Here is a 19599-nt window from a genome sequence, read left to right as displayed (position 1 = left end):
TCTAGATTACATGCTTTCTGGAGCAACTGCTTGCCACTTGCTTCGCGAAAGCGCCGTCACAGTTCCACCTGGCAGTATCTCCATTCATTGGCATGAAAAACTTGGGTAGAGTCGCCCTAATATGGGGCGGCAGGCATGAAAGGCGCGAACTCAGACATGGGCCAGGACAACATGATCCAGGGCAACAACGGTACGGGCGACAATGAGTCGCCGGTAGACCCTGGTTCCGGGACCTGGTATTCCGGGACTTCGGGCACGTACCCCGATGCAGGCATGCCTGGCGAAACCGGGCCCGAGGGCCCTGCTCCCTCCGAGAAAGGCTCGTCCCTGCGGAATGCCCTGGACGCCATAACGCGGTATCGGCTCATCATTGGCGGCATCGTGCTGGCCGTGCTGATCCTGATCGGCGTAGTGATCTGGATCCTCGTCGGGGCCTTGGCCAACCGCCCGGCGGCCGCACCCGTCCCCGCGCCGGCCACGTCCACCAGCCGCGGTCCCCTCCCGGCGGATGTGGAGGCAAAGGATTACCAATTGGGAGATTGCTTCGCCGATTTCGACTCCAACGCCATCAAGTCCAAGGTGGTGGACTGCACCACCGACCATTCGGCCCAGCTGGGCGCCATCTTCCGGTACAAGGCTGACGACACCTTCCCCGGCGCCACTGCCTTGCGTGACAAAGGCCGCGAAATCTGCCGTGATCTGGTGCTCAACGAGGCATCCACGAAGTACGCGCTCCTGCAGCAGAACGTGTACCCGAGCGCCACGAGCTGGGACAACGGCGACCGCCGCGTGGACTGCTTCATCGTGGTGAACTCGGGAAACACGCTCAAGGAATCCGTGCTGCAGAAGTAGCTATTCCTTCCGCCTCACCGTCAGGCCGCTACCCGCCGGAGCACCGCCGTCGGGACCCGTCAAAGCCTCGAGACCCTCGATGGTGAGTTCGTCGACGTCGGCCGCGGTGTCTACCAGTACCGTGTCGCCGTCCGCGATCTGTCCGGCAAGGATTTCCTTGGCCAGGCGGTCACCGATCTCGCGTTGAACCAGCCTTCGCAGCGGACGGGCGCCGTAGGCGGGATCGTAACCGGACATCGCGAGCCAGGCACGGGCGCCGTCGCTGACCTCAAGGGTGAGCCGGCGGTCGTGCAGCCGCTTGGTCAGCTCGTCCACGTGCAATTCGACGATCCTGGCGAGCTCGTCGACGCTAAGCGGATCGAACAGCACAATCTCGTCGAGCCGGTTGAGGAATTCCGGCTTGAAGGAGGCGTTGACCACGGCCATGACCGCATTCCGCTTCGCCGTGGAGTCCAGCGTTGGATCCACAAGGAACTGGCTACCCGAGTTGGAGGTCAACACCAGGATGGTGTTCCGGAAGTCCACGGTGCGGCCCTGCCCGTCGGTGAGGCGGCCGTCGTCGAGCACTTGAAGGAGGATGTCGAACACTTCCGGGTGGGCCTTCTCCACCTCGTCGAGCAAGATCACGGAGTACGGGCGACGGCGGACCGCTTCGGTGAGCTGGCCGCCTTCCTCGTAGCCCACGTATCCGGGAGGGGCACCGACCAGCCGGGCCACGGAGTGCTTCTCGCCGTATTCGGACATGTCGATCCGCACCATGGCGCGTTCGTCGTCGAACAGGAAGTCGGCGAGTGCCTTGGCGAGCTCGGTCTTACCGACGCCGGTGGGGCCCAGGAACAGGAACGAACCCGTGGGGCGGTTGGGGTCGCTGATGCCCGCGCGGGCGCGGCGGACGGCGTCGGAGACGGCGGCCACGGCCTTGGACTGGCCGATCAGCCGCTTTCCGATCTCCTCTTCCATGTGCAGCAGCTTCTGGGATTCCCCCTGGAGCATGCGGCCGGCGGGGATGCCCGTCCAGGCCGAAATAACCTCCGCGATATCGTCCGCCGTGACTTCGTCCGCGACCATCAGGGCGGGCTTCGCTTCACCGCGCGCTTCCCGGGCGGATTCTTCCTCGGCTGCTGCGCTGAGCTCGCGCTCCAACGCGGGCAGTTCGCCGTAGAGAATGCGCGAGGCAGCTTCAAGGTCGCCCTCGCGCTGGTACTTTTCGGCGGCGGACCGCAATTCGTCGATCTTTGCCTTGAGGTCGCCCACGCGGTTGAGCCCGGCCTTCTCGGCTTCCCAGCGGGCGTTCAGCGCACCCAAGGCTTCCTTCTTGTCCGCTTTGTCCGCGCGGAGCGCGGCGAGGCGTTCGATGGAGGCCGCATCCGTCTCGCGCTCGAGTGCCAATTCCTCCATGGTGAGACGGTCCACGGCACGGCGGAGCTGGTCGATTTCCTCGGGAGCCGAGTCGATTTCCATGCGTAGCCGGGACGCCGCCTCATCCACGAGGTCGATGGCCTTGTCCGGCAATTGACGGCCCGAGATGTAGCGGTTGGAGAGCGTGGCGGCGGCTACCAGGGCGGAGTCCGCGATGGCCACCTTGTGGTGGGCCTCGTAGCGTTCCTTGAGGCCGCGGAGGATGCCGATGGTGTCCTCCACGCTTGGTTCGCCTACGTAGACCTGCTGGAAGCGGCGTTCCAAGGCAGGGTCCTTCTCAACGTTCTCGCGGTACTCGTCCAGGGTGGTGGCGCCGATGAGCCGCAGCTCGCCGCGGGCCAGCATGGGCTTGAGCATGTTCCCTGCGTCCATGGCGCTTTCACCGGTGGCACCGGCGCCCACCACAGTGTGGATTTCGTCGATGAACGTAACGATCTGCCCGTTGGAGTTCTTGATCTCCTCCAGCACGGCCTTCAGCCGTTCCTCGAATTCGCCGCGGTACTTCGCGCCGGCCACCATGGATGCGAGGTCCAGCACGATGAGGGTCTTGCCCCGCAGGCTTTCCGGGACGTCACCTGCCACCATGCGCTGGGCAAGGCCTTCGACGACGGCGGTCTTGCCGACGCCGGGTTCGCCGATCAGCACGGGGTTGTTCTTGGTGCGGCGGCTCAGGACCTGGACCACTCGGCGAATTTCGCTGTCCCGCCCGATCACGGGATCCAGCTTGCCGGAGCGCGCGACGGCGGTGAGGTCCGTGCCGTATTTCTCAAGCGCCTGGAAGGTGTTTTCCGGGTCTTGCGAGGTGACTTTCCGGTCACCGCGGACACCCGGCAAGGCGGCGAGGAGCGCTTCGTGGGAGGCGCCGGCGTCGCGCAATAGCTTCCCCACGGCGTCGCTACCGGCAGAGAGCCCCAAGAGGAGGTGCTCAGTGGACACGAAGGAATCGCCGAGTTTCTCGGCCTCGTTCTGGGCGGCCTGGATGGCCTGCATCGAAGGGCGGGAAAGCTGCGCTTGCTGCACTGAACTGCCCGACGACGACGGCAGGGCCTTGATGGCCGAACTCGCCTGGACGCTCACGGCATCCGGGTCCGCTCCAGTGGCGCGCAAGAGCGCCACCGCGACGCCCTCGCGTTGATCCATGAGGGCTTTGAGCAAGTGGGCTGGCTCCACCTGCGGATTTCCGGCGGTGGAGGCGTTCATGGCCGCCGCGGAAAGAGCCTCCTGGCTCTTGGTGGTGAATTTGACGTCCATGGAAGAGCTCCTCTCGGGAAAGATGACTAATTCTCAAAGTTGAGTCTACTATGCTCAACTTTGGCGAAGCGTCCCTCCTGCTCCATGTTTGCCGACGGCGAAACTGCTGTCCATAGCCTTCCCCGCTTACGGTGAAAAGTCCCTCGCTGTTTGCGTTCCCTGGCCCTAGGATCAGGTGTGACCGGGTGGAACACCCCCCCCCGGGCGCGCATGAGAAAAAGGACACGCAATGAAGAAGTTCGTAGTTCTCTACAATGCACCACAATCGGCGGAATCGATGATGGCTGGCAGCTCCCCTGAGGCAGCAGCCGAAGGCATGAAGCTGTGGATGGACTGGGCCGCGAAGGCTGGCGCTGGGCTTGCCGATCTTGGCACACCCCTCGGTGGCGGCAAAGTGGTTGGGAACTCTGGAGTATCCGATGCAGAGACCGGCGTGGGCGGTTACAGCGTCCTCCAAGCCGAAGACATGGACGGAGCGCTGAAGCTCCTCGAAGGCCACCCGCATTTCCTCATGGCCCCCGAAGCCTCGATCACCGTCTACGAAGCGCTCGACGTCCCGGGCATGTAAGGGAGCACCCGCCGTCGAAATCGTGGATCCGGGCCGCGCGCTGCGTGCCGGAACGCAGCACTCGGCCCGCGCCCACGATCCCGGCAAAGCGCCGTACGATATGCACATGGCACCCTTCACAGTCACTCGCAATGCGCTGATCCCCGCCGCACCCGCCGACGTCTTCCCCTTCGTCAACAACTTCCACGAGTGGACCAAGTGGTCTCCGTGGGAAGCCGTGGACCCCAAGCTGAACCGGAGCTATTCCGGCAACGAATCCGGCGTCGGAGCAAAGTATGCCTGGAGCGGCAACAACAAGGCCGGCACCGGAACCATGGAAATCGTCGGCTCGGAGGAGCCCGGCAGGATCGACATCCGCCTCGAGTTCACCAAGCCGATGAAGGCAGTCAATCCTACGGGTTTCACGTTCGTACCCGAAGGGGACGGCACCCGCGTCACCTGGACCATGACCGGCGAGAACAAAGGCCTCGGCAAAATCTTCGCTTTGTTCATGAACATGGACAAGATGGTGGGCGGCGACTTCGAAAAGGGTTTGACCGCTCTCTCTGCGGTAGCCACCCGGAAAAACTCCTAGTTCTCTGGCGCGGGCCATGGCCGTCTACGTTGATCCGCCGCTGTGGCCCGCGCACGGGACCGTGTTTTCCCACCTCGTCTCGGACACCTCGCTCGAGGAGTTGCATGCCTTCGCCGAAGCCACGGGGATTCCCGGGCGCGCCTTCGACGGCGACCACTACGACGTCCCGGAACGCCGCTACCAGGACCTCCTGTCCGCAGGCGCCATCCCCGTGGAGGCGCGCATTCTTGTGCGGAAACTGATCGCGAGCGGCTTGCGGATCCCCGCCCGCCAACGCAGCAAGGCGCTCACCGTACCCTTGCTGGAGCGCTGGAATTCGGCTCTTCCAGGACATGAGGAGCTGGGTTTTGAGCTCCTCGAACGCTGGGGCGAGGACCATCGGAAATACCACAGCCGCACGCATTTGCTGGCGGTCCTGGAAGCCTTGGATCTCCTCACCGAACCCTCTCTGCCTGCGCGCTCAGTGACGTTGGCCGCATGGTTCCATGACGCCGTCTACGAGGGAATCGCAGGGCAGGACGAAGAGCAATCGGCCCGGCTGGCCGAGGACCGCCTGGCTCTTGCGGGACTCCCGGAACCGACGATCCACGAAGTTGCCCGGCTGGTCAGGCTGACCTCCACCCACAGCCCCGAACCGGGAGACCGACTCGGCGCCCTCTTGTGCGACGCCGATCTCTCCATCCTCGGCGCGGAACCAACGGCTTACGCCCGCTACCTTGCTGCTGTCCGCGAGGACTACGCCCACGTCAGCGATGCCGACTTCGCTGCCGGCCGGGCCGCCGTCGTCCGCCATCTGCTCGCCTTGGATCCACTCTTCCACAGCGAACGCGCGCGGAGCCTGTGGCTGGATGCCGCCCGCCGCAACCTGGACGCCGAACTGTCATGAGCGCGCCAGGGACGGTGCACCGGCAGCTTCCGTTCACCGTGAGGTTTGAATGGGGGCTCGACGGCGCCCGTGCGGTTGCGTCCGGAACGGACCTCGCCGTCGTGGTTGACGTCCTCACCTTCACCACATGCGTCAGCGTCGCCGTCGACCGCGGTGCCATCGTGTTCCCCTACGCGTGGAAGGACGCCGGGGCCGAGGATTTCGCCGCCCACCACGATGCCCAGCTGGCTGGTCCGCGGGGTGGAGGCGGACTGAGCCTCTCGCCGTCGAGCCTGCGGGACGCGCGGTCGTTGAGCCGCGTCGTGCTGCCATCGCCCAACGGCTCTTCGATCGCATATGAGCTCGCCCAGGAAGTCCCGCTCCTCGCGGCCGTGTCACTGCGGAACGCAGCCGCCACCGCCGAGTGGGTGGCCGCCGAACTCCCTCCGGATTTAGTGGTGGCGGTGATCGCGGCCGGTGAACTGTGGCCAGGCGGCTCCCTCCGGCCCGCCCTGGAGGATCAGATCGGGGCCGGCGCCTTCATTGCCGGACTCGCTGCCGCCGGGCGGGGCGGCTTCACGCCGGAAGACGGCAGGGAAGGTTTCTCGCCGGAGGCTGATGCGGCGATGGCTGTTTTCAACGCCGTCGAGCCGCGGCTCCATCACGCGTTGCGGGATTGCTCCAGCGGCCGGGAGTTGATCGGCGCAGGGCACGCGGACGACGTCGAGATTGCCGCCGAACTTGACGCCGGGACCGCCGTGGCCCTCTTGAGGGACGGCGCGTTCCAGCAGCCCTGAGTGCACTTCGGTGCGGTTTCCGAAGGGGCTTGCGCTTCCACTACTTAGCGGTACTATGTACCAGTAGCTAGTAACACTGAGTAGTGGAAGGAGGTGTCCGATGGGCAGGCAAATGACGGAGATGCTCAAAGGGACCCTCGAGGGCATCGTTCTCGCCCTCCTGACCGGGAATCCCGCGTACGGGTACGAAATCACGACGCTGCTCCGAGGCCAGGGCTTCACCGAGATCGCCGAGGGCACCGTGTATGCGCTGCTCGTCAGGATCGAGCAAAAAGGCCTTGTCGACGTCGAGAAACGGCCGTCCGAGAAGGGCCCGCCGCGCAAGGTCTATTCGCTCAACGAGCAGGGCGAAAAGGAACTGGACGAATTCTGGAACACATGGAGTTTCCTGTCCGAGCGACTGGAACAGCTCCGAAAGGGAGGAAAGTGAACATGGCCGCAGGGTGGATCGAGCAGCTTACGGGATCGCTCGAACAGAAGAAGCAATACCGGCAAAACAAGGCACGCGTGGAGCAGCTTCCCGCGGAATATCGCGCGGCGGCGACCGCGCTGGAACGGTACCTGATGTACTTCGGTGCCATCACCAAGGGCGATGTGCTGCTGCGGATGCTCGGGGACCTCACCGATCTCTTCGAACAGAGCGCCGCAGACGGGACGCCGATCCGCGACATCGTTGGTGACGACCCCGTGGAGTTCGCCGAAACGTTCATGCGCAACTACACGGTCGGTCAGTGGATCAACAAGGAGCGCGAACGCCTGGTCAAGGCGATCGACGCCGCTGCCGGAGACGATGGGAAGGAGCGGGAATCATGAGCAATGCATCCACCACCCGCGAACCCGCGATCCGCGTGCAGGGCATGGAAAAGTCCTACAAAGAGCTGCACGTGCTGCGCGGCGTGGACTTCGACGTGGCACCGGGCACCATCTTCGCCCTTCTCGGCTCCAACGGAGCAGGAAAGACCACGATGGTGAAAATCCTGTCCACGCTGCTGAGTCCGGACGCCGGCACGGCTACCGTCAACGGATTCGACGTCGTGGCCCACCCGCTGCGGGTCCGGGAATCCATCAGCCTCACCGGACAATTCGCAGCGGTCGATGAAATCCTCTCGGGCAGGGAAAACCTGGTGCTGGTTGCCAAGTTGCGGCACCTGAAGGACCCCGGGCAAGCGGCGGACGATCTCCTGGCGCGCTTCAACTTGTCCGAGGCAGCGTCCCGAAAGGTGTCCGCGTATTCCGGAGGCATGCGCCGTCGCCTTGACATCGCCATGAGCCTGATCGGGCAGCCCGAGGTGATCTTCCTCGATGAGCCGACCACCGGGCTCGACCCCGAAGCACGCATCGAGGTGTGGCAGGTAATCCAGGAGCTCGCGAAACGGGGCACCACCGTCCTGCTCACCACGCAATATCTCGACGAGGCAGAACAACTCGCGGACAGCATCGCCATCCTCCATCAAGGGCGCATCATCGCGAACGGGACTCTCGCCGAGCTCAAGCAACTACTCCCACCGGCGAAGGTCGAGTACGTCGAAAAACAGCCCAGCCTGGAGGACATCTTCCTCGCACTGGTGGGGAACGAGGGCAAGGTCGCGTCAAGTAAGGAGCAGTCATGAGCACACATTTCTTCGGAGACACGGCGGTCTTGCTGGGCCGCTCCATGCGTCACATCTTCCGCAGCGCGGACACCATCATCACCACCGCGATCACGCCGATCGCCCTCATGCTGCTTTTCGTCTACGTGTTCGGCGGCGCCATCAGGACAGGCACGGAGAACTACGTCAATTACCTGCTGCCGGGAATCATGCTGATCGCGATCGCCTCGGGCATCGCGTACACCGCTGTTCGCTTGTTCACCGACATGAAGAGCGGCATTTTCGAGCGGTTCCACTCCATGCCGATCGCACGATCATCGGTCCTGTGGGCACATGTGCTGACCTCCATGGTGGCGAACGGGCTCTCGCTCGTGATCATCATGCTGGTGGCCCTCCTGATGGGATTCCGCACCTCCGCAAGCCTGCTGGCATGGCTCGCGATCGTTGGAATCCTGGCGCTGTTCACCCTGGCACTCACCTGGCTCGCGATCATTGCAGGCCTGACAGCGAAGTCAGTGGACGGTGCCGGCGGGTTCTCCTACCCGCTCATCTTCCTGCCGTTCATCAGTTCGGCCTTCGTCCCGACGGCCACCATGCCGGGTCCCGTGCGCGCCTTCGCCGAGAACCAACCGGTCACTTCGATCGTCAACACGATCCAGGATCTGTTTGAACAACGGCCGATCGGAAACGACATATGGGTCGCCCTCGCATGGTGCCTCGGCATCCTGATTATCGCGTACTTCTTCGCCACGGCCGCCTACCGGCGCAGGATCAGCTAAGGGTCGTTCTAGCCGAAGGCGTCGTCTCGTATCATGGAGGTGTGACCTCCTACCTCCAGCGCCGTGGTGCCGCACTCCCCCAAGCCCGTCCCGACGTCGAGCACGTCCTGGCGGTGCGCGGCACGGGAGGCTACCGGCAGTACCGCATACCGGCGCTGGCCGTCTCGACGGCGGGGACAGTGCTCGCCGCCTATGACGGCCGGCCGAACTTGGACGACCTGCCCAATCCGATCGATCTCCTGCTGCGGCGCAGCACGGACAATGGCCGCAGCTGGGAGGAACAGCGCGTGGTCCGCAGCGGCTCGGGGCTCAATGGCTACGGCGATCCGAGCCTCTTGGTGGACGCAGTGACCGGGCGGATCTTCATGTTCCATGCCGCGGGGACGCATGCCGGTTTCTTCGAAGCGGTAGGCGGCCTGGAACCCGATGACGACGTGCAGCACTGCGATGTCAGCTTTTCCGACGACGACGGCGTCACCTGGCAGCATCGGCGGCTCACCGGACAGCTCAAGCGGGGCGGTGTTCCGGGCGCTCGTGCCGGCGACCGCGGCATCACGGGGATTTTCGCAGCAGCCGGTCAGGGAATCCAGATGCACGCCGGTCCGTTCGCCGGGCGACTGGTCCAGCAGTTCGTGGTGCTCGTCGACGGCGAAATCATGGCGGCTTCCGCATACAGCGACGACCACGGCGAGAACTGGACGCTCGGATCGCTCATCGGAAAGGGTCCGGATGGGGTCGGCCCCAACGAAAACAAAGTGGCATGCCTCGACGACGGCCGCCTCCTCCTGCACTCGCGCGCCACGCCCCGGCGGCTGGCGGCAATCTCCCATGACGGAGGCGAGACGTGGAGCCGGTTGGAACCGGTCGGGGACCTCCCCGACCCGAGCGACAACGGCTCGCTTGTCCGCTTCGACGGCCTGCCGAATGTGGCATCCCTGGCCACCCCGGCCACGAGCAGCTGGCTGCTCGCGAGCAACAACCAGGACACTTCCCTGCGCCGCAATACGGTCCTCAGCCTGTCCACGGACAACGGGGCCAGCTGGCCCGCCAAGCTGGTCCTCTGCGAGGGAAGCTCGGCCTACTCGACTGCGGCGCGGCTTCCGGACGGCAACATCGGCGTCTTGTACGAGCGGCAGGGATACCGCGAGATCGTCTTCGTTTCCGTGCCGGTGGAGCAGCTGACGGAGCAGCTTTCGGGCCCGGCGGGTGCGGCGGGTGCGGCGGGTGCGCCGGGTGCGCCTGGTGCGGCGGGTGCGCCGGGAACCCAGCCCGACCACCTCGAGTTTCACATGGAACTGCGCTCCATCACTCCCGGCCGGCCCCCTGTGTGGCAGAACGCCGGTGAATTCCATGTCCTCCCCTGTGACAACGATCGTGACTGGGACGTTCAGACGTGGAAGGAAATCGGCCAAGGATACTCAGCGGAGCAGGCGCAGATCCTCGGAACCCGCGAAGCCCAGGACCTCAACTACGGGCCCATCATTCCGGGCTACAAAGCCGGGGACATCCTCGCGTTCACCGGACGCGCCCGCAACCTCGGCACCCAGGCCGCATCCGGCGTCGTACTCCTGGGACCGCACGCGAACCCGGCGGACTTCCCGCCCGCTGATCTGGCATCCGGCGCTGAAGCACTGTATTTCACGCCGGTTTACACGGTCACTGAGGAGGATCTGGCGCGGGACTCGCTTGAGCTGACTTTTGCGGTGGCGCACGACGGCGGCGCCCGGGTGGTGAAGCGCAGCTTCAGTTTCGATCTGCGCACCGGAGCCGTGACGGCTGGCTAGTCCCGTGCGGTAGCGGTTCCGACTAGAAAATCTGGCGGATATTGGTCTTCGCGAGGTCGATGAGCTGGTCGCCGCGGCCGGAGAGTACCGTCCGGATCGCGTAGAGCGTGAAGCCCTTGACCTGCTCGGCACTGATCGCCGGCGGAATGGACAGTTCCTGCCGGGCCGTGCGGACGTCGATGAGGGCCGGACCGTCGTGCGCGAAGGCTTCAGCCAGCCCCGCCTTCAACCCGGAGGAGTTGTCCACCCGGATTCCGCGGATGCCCAGCGATTCTGCCAGTTTGGCGAAGTCCGGATTCTCGAGCTCAGTGCCGAAATTGACGAATCCGGCGGCCTTCATTTCGAGCTCCACGAAGTTCAGCGAGGAGTTGTTGAAAACCACCACTTTGACCGGGAGCTTGTTCTGCACCAAGGTGATCAGCTCGCCGAGAAGCATGGTCAGGCCGCCGTCCCCCGCGAGGGCCACCACCTGGCGCCCGGGATACGCGGCCGCCGCACCGATTCCGTGCGACAGTGCATTGGCCATGGTTCCGTGGTTGAACGAGCCGAGCAGCCGGCGTCGGCCATTCATGCTCAAGTACCGGGCCGCCCACACGGTGGGGGATCCGACGTCGCACGTGAAAACCGTATCCGGGCCGGCCAACTCATCCACGAGCCTGCCCACGAACTGCGGGTGGATCGGCTGGCCGTCCTTCGCCGGCGAAGCCAGGTCATCGAGTTTGGCGCGCGACTTGGCGTAATGCTTGAGCGAGGTACTCAGGTGTGTGCGCTTTACCTTGCGCTCGATCAAGGGCAGAAGCGAGGCTGCAGTGTCCCTGACCGTGCCCACCAGGCCAAGATCGATCCGGGACCGCCGGCCGAGTTGCTCGCCCCTGATATCCACCTGGATGATCTTTGCGTTCTCCGGGTAGAACTGTTGGTACGGAAAATCGGTGCCCAGCATGAGCAAGGCTTCGCAGCTCTCCATCGCGCGATAGCCGGAACTGAAGCCCAAAAGGCCGGTCATGCCGACGTCGAACGGGTTGTCGTATTCGATGTGCTCCTTGCCGCGCATGGCGTGGACGATTGGCGCGCCCAGTGCGTCCGCCAGGGCCATGACCTCGGCGTGCGCACCCGCGCTGCCGGCACCGGCCAGGATGGTGACTTTGCCGGCCGCGTTGAGGATGTTCGCTGCCTCGGCGAGCTCCCGGGGGTTGGGCCGGATCTGCGGCCGGGCGGCCCGGATCACGGAGGTCCGGTCACTCTGCGCCTCCGCGAGGGCCACGTCACCGGGAATCACGACGACGGCGACGCCCCGCTTCTCGACGGCCGTCCGCATGGCGATTTCCAAGACCCTGGGCATCTGGGAAGGATGCGCGACGTGCTCGACATAAACGCTGCACTCCCGGAACAACTCCTGGGGATGCGTCTCCTGGAAGTACTGGCTGCCGATCTCTTCGCTGGGAATGTGGGCGGCGATGGCCAGCACCGGAACCCTGGACTTGTTGGCATCGTAGAGGCCGTTGATCAGGTGAAGGTTGCCCGGGCCGCAGGATCCGGCGCACACCGCGAGTTCATCCGTGAGGCCCGCCTCGGCGGCGGCCGCTAGCGCCGCGGCTTCCTCGTGCCGGACGTGCACCCAACGGATGCTCTCCTCTTCCCGCAGCGCGTCCGTGAAACCGTTCAGCGAATCCCCGGGGATCCCGTAGACGCGTTGGACATTGTTGGCTTTGAGGGTGGAGACGATGTTCTTGGCAACAGTGTTCCTGGCGGCGGACATGGACTGTTCCTTTCGAGGGGAGGCAGTGCAGACACCGCCTACGCTACTCCGGAACACTCCATGGCGCCCCGCTGCCCGACGCCGGGGTTCGGGTGGCCGGCGTCGCCGTGCTAGCGGTAGGTGCTGACGAACGGTCGGTTGCTCGGCACGATCTGCTTGCCCAGCGGCATGAGCGATACCGGAATGAGCTTCAGGTTGGCTATGGCCAGCGGGATCCCAACGATGGTGATGGCCATGGCGAAGGCCGTGACCACGTGCCCGATCGCGATCCAAATGCCCGCGACCAGCAACCAGATGACATTGCCTAGGAGCGTAAAGACGCCCCCGCTCCCGGGCTTGTCCACCACCATGCGGCCAAACGGCCACAGCGTGTACGAGGCAATCCGGAACGACGCGATGCCCCACGGGATGGTGACGATCAACAAGCAGCAGACGATTCCGGCCATGAAATATCCCAAGGCCAGGACGAAGCCGCCGAAGACGAGCCAGATGATGTTGAGCAGCGTTTTCATATCTCCCATTGTCCCTTGCTGGATGCGGCCTGGGCCTAAGGGTTCGCCCTGAAATCCCCCTGATTTTATGGTTTCCCGGTGTCCAGGACCGCTGACAAATCGAACTTCACGGGTTCCTCAAGCTGCTCATAGGTGCACGACTCCGGATGCCTGTCCGGCCGCCACCGCACGAACTGCGTTGTGTGCCTGAACCGCTCCCCTTCCATATGGTCGTAAGCCACTTCCACCACGAGATCTGGCCGCAGGGGCGTGAACGACAGGTCCTTCCCTGCGCTCCAGCGGCTCCCTTCGGCGTTGCGGGGTGTCCGGCTGCCTTCCTCCTGCTCGGCCCATGCCCAGGGATGCCCCTCGAACCCGGTCACGAGGGGTTGGAGTTCGTCGAACAGTTCCTTGCGCCGCTGCATCGAGAAGGATCCCACCACGCCCACGTTGGAAAGCCGGCCGCCGTCGTCATAAAGCCCCAACAATAGCGAACCAATAAGATCGTCACCCGTCTTATGAACCCGGTAGCCGGCCACGACGCAGTCGGCGGTCCGCTGGTGTTTGACCTTGAACATCACGCGCTTGTCCGGTTGGTAGGTACCATCCAGCGGCTTGGCGAGCAGGCCGTCCAGGCCTGCGCCCTCGAACTGGTTGAACCACTGCTCCGCAGTTCCCTTGTCCCGGGTTGCCGCAGTGAGGTGGATGGGAGCGGCGGCGTCTGCGAGCGCTTGTTCAAGCGCTGCCCGCCGTTCGGCGAAGGGCCGTCCCGTGAAGTCCTCATCGCCAAGGGCGAGCAGGTCGAAGGCCACGAATTTCGCCGGCGTCTGCTCGGACAACAGCTTGACCCTGCTGGCTGCCGGATGGATGCGTTGCTGGAGGGCTTCAAAGTCCAAGCGGTCACCGGACCTGCCGACCAGGATGATCTCGCCGTCGAGGACGCAGCGTTCCGGCAGGTTTGCCTTCAACGCCTCGATGAGCTCCGGGAAGTACCGGTTCATCGGCTTCTCGTTGCGACTACCGATTTCGACGTCGTCACCGTCACGAAAAACGATGGAGCGGAAACCATCCCATTTGGGTTCGTAGCTCATGGCGCCATCCGGGACGGCACCAACCGCCTTGGCAAGCATGGGTGCGACAGGAGGCATGACTGGCAGCTGCATGAAGCCATTCTTGCCGCGGCAACGGGACTGCGCTAGCTGTTTATTCGCTTAAGTGGATAAAACCGCTACTTGCAGTTGGCGCTCAGCCAAGTGGTAACGGGAGCCATCGCCTTTTCGAACTTGCCGCTTGAGTAGACGGTCTGGTCTTTCAACCCGGCAATCGCAGTGTCCTTGAGGTTGGTGAAATCAGCCTTGAGCGCGTCCGGGACACGATCCGCCGTTGCGGCGAGCTCGGCCTTGTATTGCTCCAGCTCGGCGGTCTTGCCTTGCGCCGCCGACATTGGCAACAACGACGCTCCCGTAGCTTCTTTGGAGATGGTGGAGCACATTTCGGCCGCCGACGCGAAGCCCCCGAATGGCCCCGATGATGGAGTCGGGCTTGCACTTGCGGATGCCGGGTCGCCCGTGGAAGAGGACGACGGCGTGCCCGCCGCTGCGGATCCCCCTCCTGGTGTGGAGCATCCGGACAGCGCCAGTGCGGCGAAGAGGGCGACTGTCAGGTATCGGATAGGGCCGTTAAGAGGTTTGGAAGAAGTTTTCAAAGGTCGCATTCTGCTTGATCGTCGGTCTCCGGAACCGTTCGGTCTCCAGAGCAATGGCATTCTGTCCCCGCCGTGGAGTGTAGCCCGGATGGGCACCGACCTTCCAAGTTGACTTCGGCCCCTTTTTGGACCGCTTCCCTATTCCCGCACCAGCAACGTGTCCAGTTTGGTGAACGAGGTGCCCCATCCCTCGCGGGTCATGTCCACCCATTCGTCGGAGTCAAAGGGGCCCTGGGTGAGATGAAGCCGGGTGCGGCCGCCATCCAGTACCTCGAACTCAAGGCGCATTTCCAGCAAGAGTGTGATTCCGGCGTCGGGCTCTGCTTTCTGGGTGGCGACCAGCAGGGCGGGCGGGTCGTATGCGGTGATGACCGCGTCGATGGGTGATTCCTTGGCGACCCCGTTCTCGTCCCAGGTCATGACGAGCTGCCAGGCTCCGCCCACACGAGGGTCGACGACGATCCGCTCGCGCGGCGAATCCACTCCGACAGGCCCGAACCATGCGGCGAGCTGCTCGGGGTCCACAAAGGCGTCGAAGACGAGCTCGCGTGGCGCATCGAAATCGCGGGTCATGGTAAGGATGTGCTGTTCGGTGTTCATGGTTTGACTCCTGGATCCTCTGAATCGTGCTGAATCTTGCGTAGGTGGGCGTCGAGGCGGGTGAAACTGGCGTCCCAGAAGCGCCTGTATTTGTCCATCCACTCGGTGGCTTCGCGCAGTGGTTCCACTTCAAGCTTGGAAGACCTCCACTGCGCACTCCGGCTCCGGCTGATCAGCCCTGCTTTTTCCAGGACTTTGAGATGCCGGGAGACGGCGGGAAGGCTGATGTCGAACGGTTCGGCAAGCTCGTTCACGGTGGCGTCACCCTCCGAAAGCCGGGCCAAAATGGCCCTTCGTGTGGGGTCGGCAAGTGCCGAGAAGATGAGACTGAGCCGGTCTGTGGACATTTCTTGCGCCTTTATATTTAACACCTCGGTTAATTAGCCGATGTGTTAAATATGCGACGACGGACGGCGGCTGTCAAGGGCTTCTTGCGGCGCTCGCTCACTTTTGGGGGCAAAACCGCAGACGCCCGCTCACATCATCTGAGCGAGCGTTTGGGAGAAAGGGCGTTAAAGGTGAGCGAGCGTTGGGGGGACGTCAGGCTTTGGCGGCTTGGACGAAGGCGCGCACGAGGTCGAGGTCCTTGACTCCGCGGGAGGACTCCACGCCGCTGGACACGTCGACGCCCCAAGCCTCGGCTTCGAGCGCCGCGGCTCCGACGTTGGACGGGGTCAATCCTCCGGCCAACAACCAGTGGCGCGCACCAAGGCCCAGGTTCCGGACCGAGGCATAGTCCCATGCCTCGCCCGATCCCGGCACGGCGGCGTCGATCAGGAGAAGTTCCTCGCCCCACTCTTCGAACTCGTCCGGGGCGGCACCCATGGTGACGGCCCGGATAAGCCGCATGGCGGCGTCGTGCACGGTCTTAACGTCTTCCGGCGAGCGGCTGCCGTGGAGCTGGACCCACTCGAGGCCGGCCTCGCGCGCGGTTGCGACGGCATCGGCGGCTGTCTCGTGGCGGAAGACCCCGACGGCGGCGACACCTTCCGGTACATGGGCCAGTAGATCCCGGGCACGGCCGGGCGATACCTCGCGCGGGCTCTTCGTCAGCACGAAACCTACGGCGTCCGCGCCCGACTCGACAGCGGCCTGCACGGATTCGGGCGTGCTCAAACCACACACTTTGACGAACATGCCGCGCCTCCAACCGTTTCCCTCCCTATGACGTTAGCAAGCGCCTCGGGGATTGTTGAACCGCGCCAAGATTGCACCGATGTTACGCCAGCGTTCAGCCGGCCAACCGCGGGCCCGGGCTAGGCTGGAGCGCATGGAGATCATCCGCTTTGCCGAGCTCAAACCCGAACCGTGGCGCAACGGAGGCGGGGTGACCCGCGAACTCGCCAGCCATCCGAAAGCGGCATCGGCGCAGGACGGAGCATGGGACTGGCGGGTCAGCATCGCCGACGTCGGATCGGCCGGCGATTTCTCGACGTTCCCCGGCATGGAGCGCGTCATCACCGTGATCGACGGCGAATTGCTGCTGCTCACGGTGGACGGCGAAGAGCACCCCTTGGAAAAGTACCGGCCTTTCCGGTTTTCCGGCGAGGCGGCTTCGGCCAGCGCACTCCCGACCGGCGACATCCGGGACCTCAATGTGATCGCCAGGGCCGGCGAATTCAAGGGCTACACGTCCATCATCGAGCTCTCCAAGAAGCGCGCACACCCGGTGTTCCAAGGTCAGTTGGCAGTCCTCTTGGAGGGCAAGGCTTCTGTTAGTCCCGGCGCGGAGCCCGCGGAATCGGCTGTGTCCGGGGACGGCCCGGATGGTGTGGCTGCCGCCGCGCCTGCAGAGCCCCAGTCCGTGGAACTGGCGCGCTACGACGCGGTAGTAGGTTCCGATACCCGCAGCCCGGAAATCCTGGGCCGTGGCTTCCTCGCCGTCATCTCCATCGACCGCGTGGAGCATGCGCACTCCTAGTCCCAGCGGCGACATGTCCCTTGGTGCGGCTCGCCACCAAAGCTGGCCACCCGGCGTCGGGATTTGCTAGCCTCGAAGGAAGGCCCGCAGAGGGACCTCCGGACGACGGTTCAGTACCCGGCACGCGACAAGACTGGCCAAAGGATCTGTCATGTCGTGGTTAATCCTCATTCTGTCCGGCGCTCTAGAGGCCGTCTGGGCCGCAGCTCTCCACCGCTCCAAGGGCTTCCGCAAGCCGCTGCCCTCAGCCGTCTTCCTCGTCACCGTGGTTGCGAGTACCGCGGGCCTGGCCTTCGCGATGCAATCCATCCCCACCGGAACCGCGTATGCGGTGTGGGTGGGAGTCGGCGTCGTCCTCACGGCGGCATACGCGATGATCACCAAAGTTGAGCGCCCGACGGCGGCCCGGCTGCTCCTGCTCGCCGGAATCGGTGTGTGCGTGGTCGGCTTGAAAGTGGTGGCGTAGCCATGACCGCCAAGTTCGCATGGGCCATTCTGCTGGCCTCCGCCGTGCTCGAAGCTGTATGGGCGACGGCTCTCGGGCTGTCCGACGGCTTCAGCGAAGCCCTCCCCACCGTGGTCTTCGCCGTCACGGCAAGCCTCAGCATGATCGGACTCGGCATCGCGGTGAAGCGGATTCCCTTGGGCACGGCGTACGCCGTCTGGGTCGGGATCGGGGCAGCACTGACCGTTGGCTGGGCGATGGCCACCGGCGTCGAACCGGCCAGCCCGCTCAAGCTGCTGTTCATTGCGGGAATCGTGGGTTGCGCGGCCGGGTTGAAGGCCCTTCCCACGGAGAAGCGTGAAGAAGTGAGCGAGCCCGCCCAACGATAAGCGCGGAATACTCCCCCGCGCCACGGGGTTGCCAGCAGTGAGACGAACACTCGGCGAAGGAGAAGCACCATGAGCCCGGAAACCACGAACGTACAACTCGGTGACGGCCTGACCGTGAGCCCCCTCGGTTTCGGCGGGATGGCCTTGACCCCCGTGTACGGCGAGGTGGATCCCGCCGAATCCCGCAAGACGCTGCATCACGCCGTGGATGCAGGCATCAGCTTCATTGACACCGCCGACATTTACGGCGCGGGCGACAACGAGGAACTGATCGCGAAGCTGCTAAAGGATCGCCGAGACGAGGTTCAGTTGGCCACCAAGTTCGGCATCGTGGGCAACCCGCGCGAGGGCTACACCGATGTCCGGGGAGATACCGCGTACGTGGCCCAGGCGGCGGAAGCGAGCCTCCGCCGCCTGGGCACCGACGTCATCGACCTCTACTACATGCACCGCCGCGACCTCCGCGTTCCGATTGTGGAAACCGTGGAGGCCATGGCAGAGCTTGTCCGGGCTGGCAAAGTCCGGCACCTTGGCCTGTCGGAAGTGACAGCCGAGGAGCTGAGGGAAGCCAACGCCGTGCACCCGATCGCAGCCGTGCAGAGCGAGTGGTCGATCTGGAGCCGGGACGTTGAGCGCAACGTCGTCCCGACCGCGGCAGAGCTGGGTGTGGGCTTCGTACCCTATTCGCCGCTTGGCCGGGGATTCCTCACCGGCACCGTCAGCGCCGAGCAACTCGGCGAGAACGATTTCCGGCACCGCATCCCCCGTTTTGCCGACGGAGCACTCGACGCCAACCAGGCAGTTGTTGCCGCAGTGCGGGCCGTGGCCGCCGAGCTGTCCGAGAGCACCGGCCGGGAGGCAACTCCCGCCCAGGTGGCTCTGGCCTGGCTTTACGCCCAGGGCCGCCGCCTCCAGCTCAGCGTGGTCCCCATCCCCGGAACGCGCAAAGCGCACCGGATCGATGAGAACCTGGGCGCCTTGTCGCTCGAGTTGAGTGCCGCCCAACTGGACGTGCTCGACGGCGCCGCGGACGCCGTCGTCGGCTCACGGTCCGCGGATCCCACCTGGGTTTCGCAGGGCCGCGAGTAGTCGGTGAGCCGCAGGCGGCTTCCGTAGAGTGGACGAATGGACTCACTCATTCATTCACTGCGTGACATCACCATCCGGCGAATCTCGGTCAGCGAGTTGAACAACAACGTGTACCTGCTCACCGCCAAGGCAAGCGGCGCGCAACTCCTGATCGACGCCGCGGACGACCTTCCGGCGATCCAAGCAATGCTTGCGGAGTCGGTCGCCGACGCCGCATCGCCACCGAAACTTGCCCTCATCGCCACCACCCACCAGCATTGGGACCACGTCCCCGCGCTGCCCGGGTTAGTGGAAGCTACGGGCGCGAAGACCTCGGCCGGAGTGGACGACGCCGACGCGCTCCCAGTGCCCGTGGACGTGCAGTTGCACCATGGGGACGTGGGAAACTTCGACGGTTTCGACATCACCGCTGTGCACCTGCGCGGCCACACCCCGGGTTCGATCGCCTACGTGTACCTGGACCCCGAAGGGCCAGCGCACATTTTCAGCGGCGACTCGTTGTTCCCCGGAGGAGTTGGCAACACGCAGAACGATGCCGCCCGCTTCACGTCGCTGTTGAACGATGTGAGCGAACGGCTGTTCGAGGCCTACCCGGACGACACCCTGGTGCATCCGGGCCATGGAGATCCGACCACGCTCGGTGCAGAGCGGCCACACCTTGCGGAATGGCGCGAACGCGGGTGGTAGTCCCTACGGGGACGGGAGCCCCTAGACCCCGCGCG

Annotated in this window: 23 protein-coding genes and 1 riboswitch; of the genes, 15 read left to right on the top strand and 8 right to left on the bottom strand. The window is 64.6% G+C overall.

What is annotated here, in order from left to right; all coding sequences use genetic code 11:
• The first annotated feature begins 135 nt into the window (after positions 1-135).
• Entirely contained in the window at positions 136-852 is a 717-nt protein-coding gene (locus AB4068_RS12265) for a septum formation family protein (protein ID WP_441433524.1), read from the top strand.
• Here AB4068_RS12265 and clpB read toward each other — a convergent pair whose 3' ends face one another.
• Positions 853-3522, bottom strand: coding sequence for an ATP-dependent chaperone ClpB (gene clpB / locus AB4068_RS12260; protein ID WP_441433523.1), 2670 nt, complete (start codon positions 3520-3522; stop codon positions 853-855). It abuts the gene before it with no gap.
• Between the two features lie 229 nt (positions 3523-3751).
• On the opposite strand from clpB, the gene AB4068_RS12255 reads away from it, so the two are divergent.
• The 9 genes from AB4068_RS12255 (at position 3752) to AB4068_RS12215 (ending at position 10478) form a co-directional block, all read left to right on the top strand.
• Positions 3752-4090: a hypothetical protein gene (locus tag AB4068_RS12255; protein ID WP_441433522.1), complete on the top strand. Its 339-nt coding sequence runs from the start codon at positions 3752-3754 to the stop codon at positions 4088-4090.
• 106 nt (positions 4091-4196) lie between these two features.
• Positions 4197-4664: an SRPBCC family protein gene (locus tag AB4068_RS12250; protein ID WP_441433521.1), complete on the top strand. Its 468-nt coding sequence runs from the start codon at positions 4197-4199 to the stop codon at positions 4662-4664.
• 16 nt (positions 4665-4680) lie between these two features.
• The gene (locus AB4068_RS12245) at positions 4681-5550 is read left to right on the top strand and encodes a DUF4031 domain-containing protein (RefSeq protein ID WP_441433520.1); all 870 of its coding nucleotides are present in this window, start codon (positions 4681-4683) and stop codon (positions 5548-5550) included.
• The gene (locus AB4068_RS12240) at positions 5547-6326 is read left to right on the top strand and encodes a 2-phosphosulfolactate phosphatase (RefSeq protein ID WP_441433519.1); all 780 of its coding nucleotides are present in this window, start codon (positions 5547-5549) and stop codon (positions 6324-6326) included. Before AB4068_RS12245 ends, AB4068_RS12240 begins: the two co-directional genes overlap by 4 nt.
• A 100-nt stretch (positions 6327-6426) precedes the next feature.
• Positions 6427-6756, top strand: a complete 330-nt coding sequence (locus AB4068_RS12235) for a PadR family transcriptional regulator (RefSeq protein ID WP_059389920.1) — start codon at positions 6427-6429, stop codon at positions 6754-6756.
• 2 nt (positions 6757-6758) lie between these two features.
• The gene (locus AB4068_RS12230; RefSeq protein ID WP_284991900.1) at positions 6759-7139 is read left to right on the top strand and encodes a DUF1048 domain-containing protein; all 381 of its coding nucleotides are present in this window, start codon (positions 6759-6761) and stop codon (positions 7137-7139) included.
• Positions 7136-7936, top strand: coding sequence for an ABC transporter ATP-binding protein (locus AB4068_RS12225; protein WP_441433518.1), 801 nt, complete (start codon positions 7136-7138; stop codon positions 7934-7936). The genes AB4068_RS12230 and AB4068_RS12225 overlap by 4 nt, the downstream gene beginning before the upstream one ends.
• Positions 7933-8694: an ABC transporter permease gene (locus tag AB4068_RS12220; RefSeq protein WP_284991899.1), complete on the top strand. Its 762-nt coding sequence runs from the start codon at positions 7933-7935 to the stop codon at positions 8692-8694. The genes AB4068_RS12225 and AB4068_RS12220 overlap by 4 nt, the downstream gene beginning before the upstream one ends.
• 41 nt (positions 8695-8735) lie before the next feature.
• Complete coding sequence (locus tag AB4068_RS12215) at positions 8736-10478, top strand: sialidase family protein (RefSeq protein WP_441433517.1); 1743 nt, start codon at positions 8736-8738, stop codon at positions 10476-10478.
• 22 nt (positions 10479-10500) lie between these two features.
• Here the strand turns inward: AB4068_RS12215 and poxB are convergent, their stop codons facing one another.
• The 7 genes from poxB to AB4068_RS12180 all read right to left on the bottom strand — a co-directional run bounded on the left by poxB (position 10501) and on the right by AB4068_RS12180 (position 16170).
• Entirely contained in the window at positions 10501-12237 is a 1737-nt protein-coding gene (poxB, locus tag AB4068_RS12210; protein ID WP_332602932.1) for a ubiquinone-dependent pyruvate dehydrogenase, read from the bottom strand.
• Between the two features lie 110 nt (positions 12238-12347).
• Entirely contained in the window at positions 12348-12749 is a 402-nt protein-coding gene (locus AB4068_RS12205; protein ID WP_059389916.1) for a YccF domain-containing protein, read from the bottom strand.
• A gap of 65 nt (positions 12750-12814) precedes the next feature.
• Positions 12815-13891 carry an ATP-dependent DNA ligase gene (locus tag AB4068_RS12200; RefSeq protein ID WP_441433516.1) on the bottom strand — a complete coding sequence of 359 codons (1077 nt, stop codon included), beginning with the start codon at positions 13889-13891 and terminating at the stop codon, positions 12815-12817.
• Positions 13892-13956: 65 nt separating this feature from the next.
• The gene (locus tag AB4068_RS12195) at positions 13957-14433 is read right to left on the bottom strand and encodes a hypothetical protein (protein ID WP_306962060.1); all 477 of its coding nucleotides are present in this window, start codon (positions 14431-14433) and stop codon (positions 13957-13959) included.
• Positions 14434-14571: 138 nt separating this feature from the next.
• On the bottom strand, positions 14572-15033 hold the full coding sequence (locus tag AB4068_RS12190) for an SRPBCC family protein (protein WP_059389913.1): 462 nt from the start codon (positions 15031-15033) through the stop codon (positions 14572-14574).
• Positions 15030-15380, bottom strand: coding sequence for an ArsR/SmtB family transcription factor (locus AB4068_RS12185; protein ID WP_059389912.1), 351 nt, complete (start codon positions 15378-15380; stop codon positions 15030-15032). Before AB4068_RS12185 ends, AB4068_RS12190 begins: the two co-directional genes overlap by 4 nt.
• A gap of 193 nt (positions 15381-15573) precedes the next feature.
• A complete protein-coding gene (locus AB4068_RS12180; RefSeq protein WP_441433515.1) occupies positions 15574-16170 on the bottom strand; it encodes a phosphoribosylanthranilate isomerase in 597 nt (198 codons plus the stop codon).
• Positions 16171-16303: 133 nt separating this feature from the next.
• Between AB4068_RS12180 and AB4068_RS12175 the strand changes: the two genes are divergently transcribed.
• The 5 genes from AB4068_RS12175 to AB4068_RS12155 all read left to right on the top strand — a co-directional run bounded on the left by AB4068_RS12175 (position 16304) and on the right by AB4068_RS12155 (position 19564).
• On the top strand, positions 16304-16954 hold the full coding sequence (locus tag AB4068_RS12175) for a HutD/Ves family protein (protein WP_059389911.1): 651 nt from the start codon (positions 16304-16306) through the stop codon (positions 16952-16954).
• A gap of 76 nt (positions 16955-17030) precedes the next feature.
• Positions 17031-17096: riboswitch (guanidine-III (ykkC-III) riboswitch) on the top strand.
• A 9-nt stretch (positions 17097-17105) separates the two neighbouring features.
• Positions 17106-17420: a DMT family transporter gene (locus tag AB4068_RS12170; protein ID WP_059389910.1), complete on the top strand. Its 315-nt coding sequence runs from the start codon at positions 17106-17108 to the stop codon at positions 17418-17420.
• A gap of 2 nt (positions 17421-17422) precedes the next feature.
• Positions 17423-17788 carry a DMT family transporter gene (locus tag AB4068_RS12165; protein ID WP_059389909.1) on the top strand — a complete coding sequence of 122 codons (366 nt, stop codon included), beginning with the start codon at positions 17423-17425 and terminating at the stop codon, positions 17786-17788.
• 69 nt (positions 17789-17857) lie between these two features.
• Complete coding sequence (locus AB4068_RS12160) at positions 17858-18877, top strand: aldo/keto reductase (protein ID WP_441433514.1); 1020 nt, start codon at positions 17858-17860, stop codon at positions 18875-18877.
• A gap of 36 nt (positions 18878-18913) precedes the next feature.
• A complete protein-coding gene (locus AB4068_RS12155) occupies positions 18914-19564 on the top strand; it encodes an MBL fold metallo-hydrolase (RefSeq protein ID WP_441433513.1) in 651 nt (216 codons plus the stop codon).
• The last annotated feature ends 35 nt before the right edge of the window (positions 19565-19599 follow it).

Source organism: Arthrobacter sp. 2RAF22, from assembly GCF_052115325.1.
Lineage (GTDB): Bacteria > Actinomycetota > Actinomycetes > Actinomycetales > Micrococcaceae > Arthrobacter.
The sequence above is the reverse complement of the archived record's forward strand: the minus strand, read 5'-3'. Positions and strand labels throughout refer to the sequence as shown.

Bases quoted from the DNA above. Each gene is read 5' to 3' on its own strand.
- AB4068_RS12175 (WP_059389911.1), top strand. From the start codon at position 16,304: ATGGAGATCATCCGCTTTGCCGAGCTCAAACCCGAACCGTGGCGCAAC.
- AB4068_RS12265 (WP_441433524.1), top strand. From the start codon at position 136: ATGAAAGGCGCGAACTCAGACATGGGCCAGGACAACATGATCCAGGGC.
- AB4068_RS12165 (WP_059389909.1), top strand. From the start codon at position 17,423: ATGACCGCCAAGTTCGCATGGGCCATTCTGCTGGCCTCCGCCGTGCTC.
- AB4068_RS12170 (WP_059389910.1), top strand. From the start codon at position 17,106: ATGTCGTGGTTAATCCTCATTCTGTCCGGCGCTCTAGAGGCCGTCTGG.
- AB4068_RS12200 (WP_441433516.1), bottom strand. From the start codon at position 13,891: ATGCAGCTGCCAGTCATGCCTCCTGTCGCACCCATGCTTGCCAAGGCG.
- AB4068_RS12220 (WP_284991899.1), top strand. From the start codon at position 7,933: ATGAGCACACATTTCTTCGGAGACACGGCGGTCTTGCTGGGCCGCTCC.
- AB4068_RS12245 (WP_441433520.1), top strand. From the start codon at position 4,681: ATGGCCGTCTACGTTGATCCGCCGCTGTGGCCCGCGCACGGGACCGTG.
- AB4068_RS12230 (WP_284991900.1), top strand. From the start codon at position 6,759: ATGGCCGCAGGGTGGATCGAGCAGCTTACGGGATCGCTCGAACAGAAG.
- AB4068_RS12240 (WP_441433519.1), top strand. From the start codon at position 5,547: ATGAGCGCGCCAGGGACGGTGCACCGGCAGCTTCCGTTCACCGTGAGG.
- AB4068_RS12255 (WP_441433522.1), top strand. From the start codon at position 3,752: ATGAAGAAGTTCGTAGTTCTCTACAATGCACCACAATCGGCGGAATCG.
- AB4068_RS12225 (WP_441433518.1), top strand. From the start codon at position 7,136: ATGAGCAATGCATCCACCACCCGCGAACCCGCGATCCGCGTGCAGGGC.
- AB4068_RS12205 (WP_059389916.1), bottom strand. From the start codon at position 12,749: ATGAAAACGCTGCTCAACATCATCTGGCTCGTCTTCGGCGGCTTCGTC.
- AB4068_RS12235 (WP_059389920.1), top strand. From the start codon at position 6,427: ATGGGCAGGCAAATGACGGAGATGCTCAAAGGGACCCTCGAGGGCATC.
- AB4068_RS12155 (WP_441433513.1), top strand. From the start codon at position 18,914: ATGGACTCACTCATTCATTCACTGCGTGACATCACCATCCGGCGAATC.
- AB4068_RS12160 (WP_441433514.1), top strand. From the start codon at position 17,858: ATGAGCCCGGAAACCACGAACGTACAACTCGGTGACGGCCTGACCGTG.
- AB4068_RS12190 (WP_059389913.1), bottom strand. From the start codon at position 15,033: ATGAACACCGAACAGCACATCCTTACCATGACCCGCGATTTCGATGCG.
- AB4068_RS12185 (WP_059389912.1), bottom strand. From the start codon at position 15,380: ATGTCCACAGACCGGCTCAGTCTCATCTTCTCGGCACTTGCCGACCCC.
- poxB (WP_332602932.1), bottom strand. From the start codon at position 12,237: ATGTCCGCCGCCAGGAACACTGTTGCCAAGAACATCGTCTCCACCCTC.
- clpB (WP_441433523.1), bottom strand. From the start codon at position 3,522: ATGGACGTCAAATTCACCACCAAGAGCCAGGAGGCTCTTTCCGCGGCG.
- AB4068_RS12180 (WP_441433515.1), bottom strand. From the start codon at position 16,170: ATGTTCGTCAAAGTGTGTGGTTTGAGCACGCCCGAATCCGTGCAGGCC.
- AB4068_RS12250 (WP_441433521.1), top strand. From the start codon at position 4,197: ATGGCACCCTTCACAGTCACTCGCAATGCGCTGATCCCCGCCGCACCC.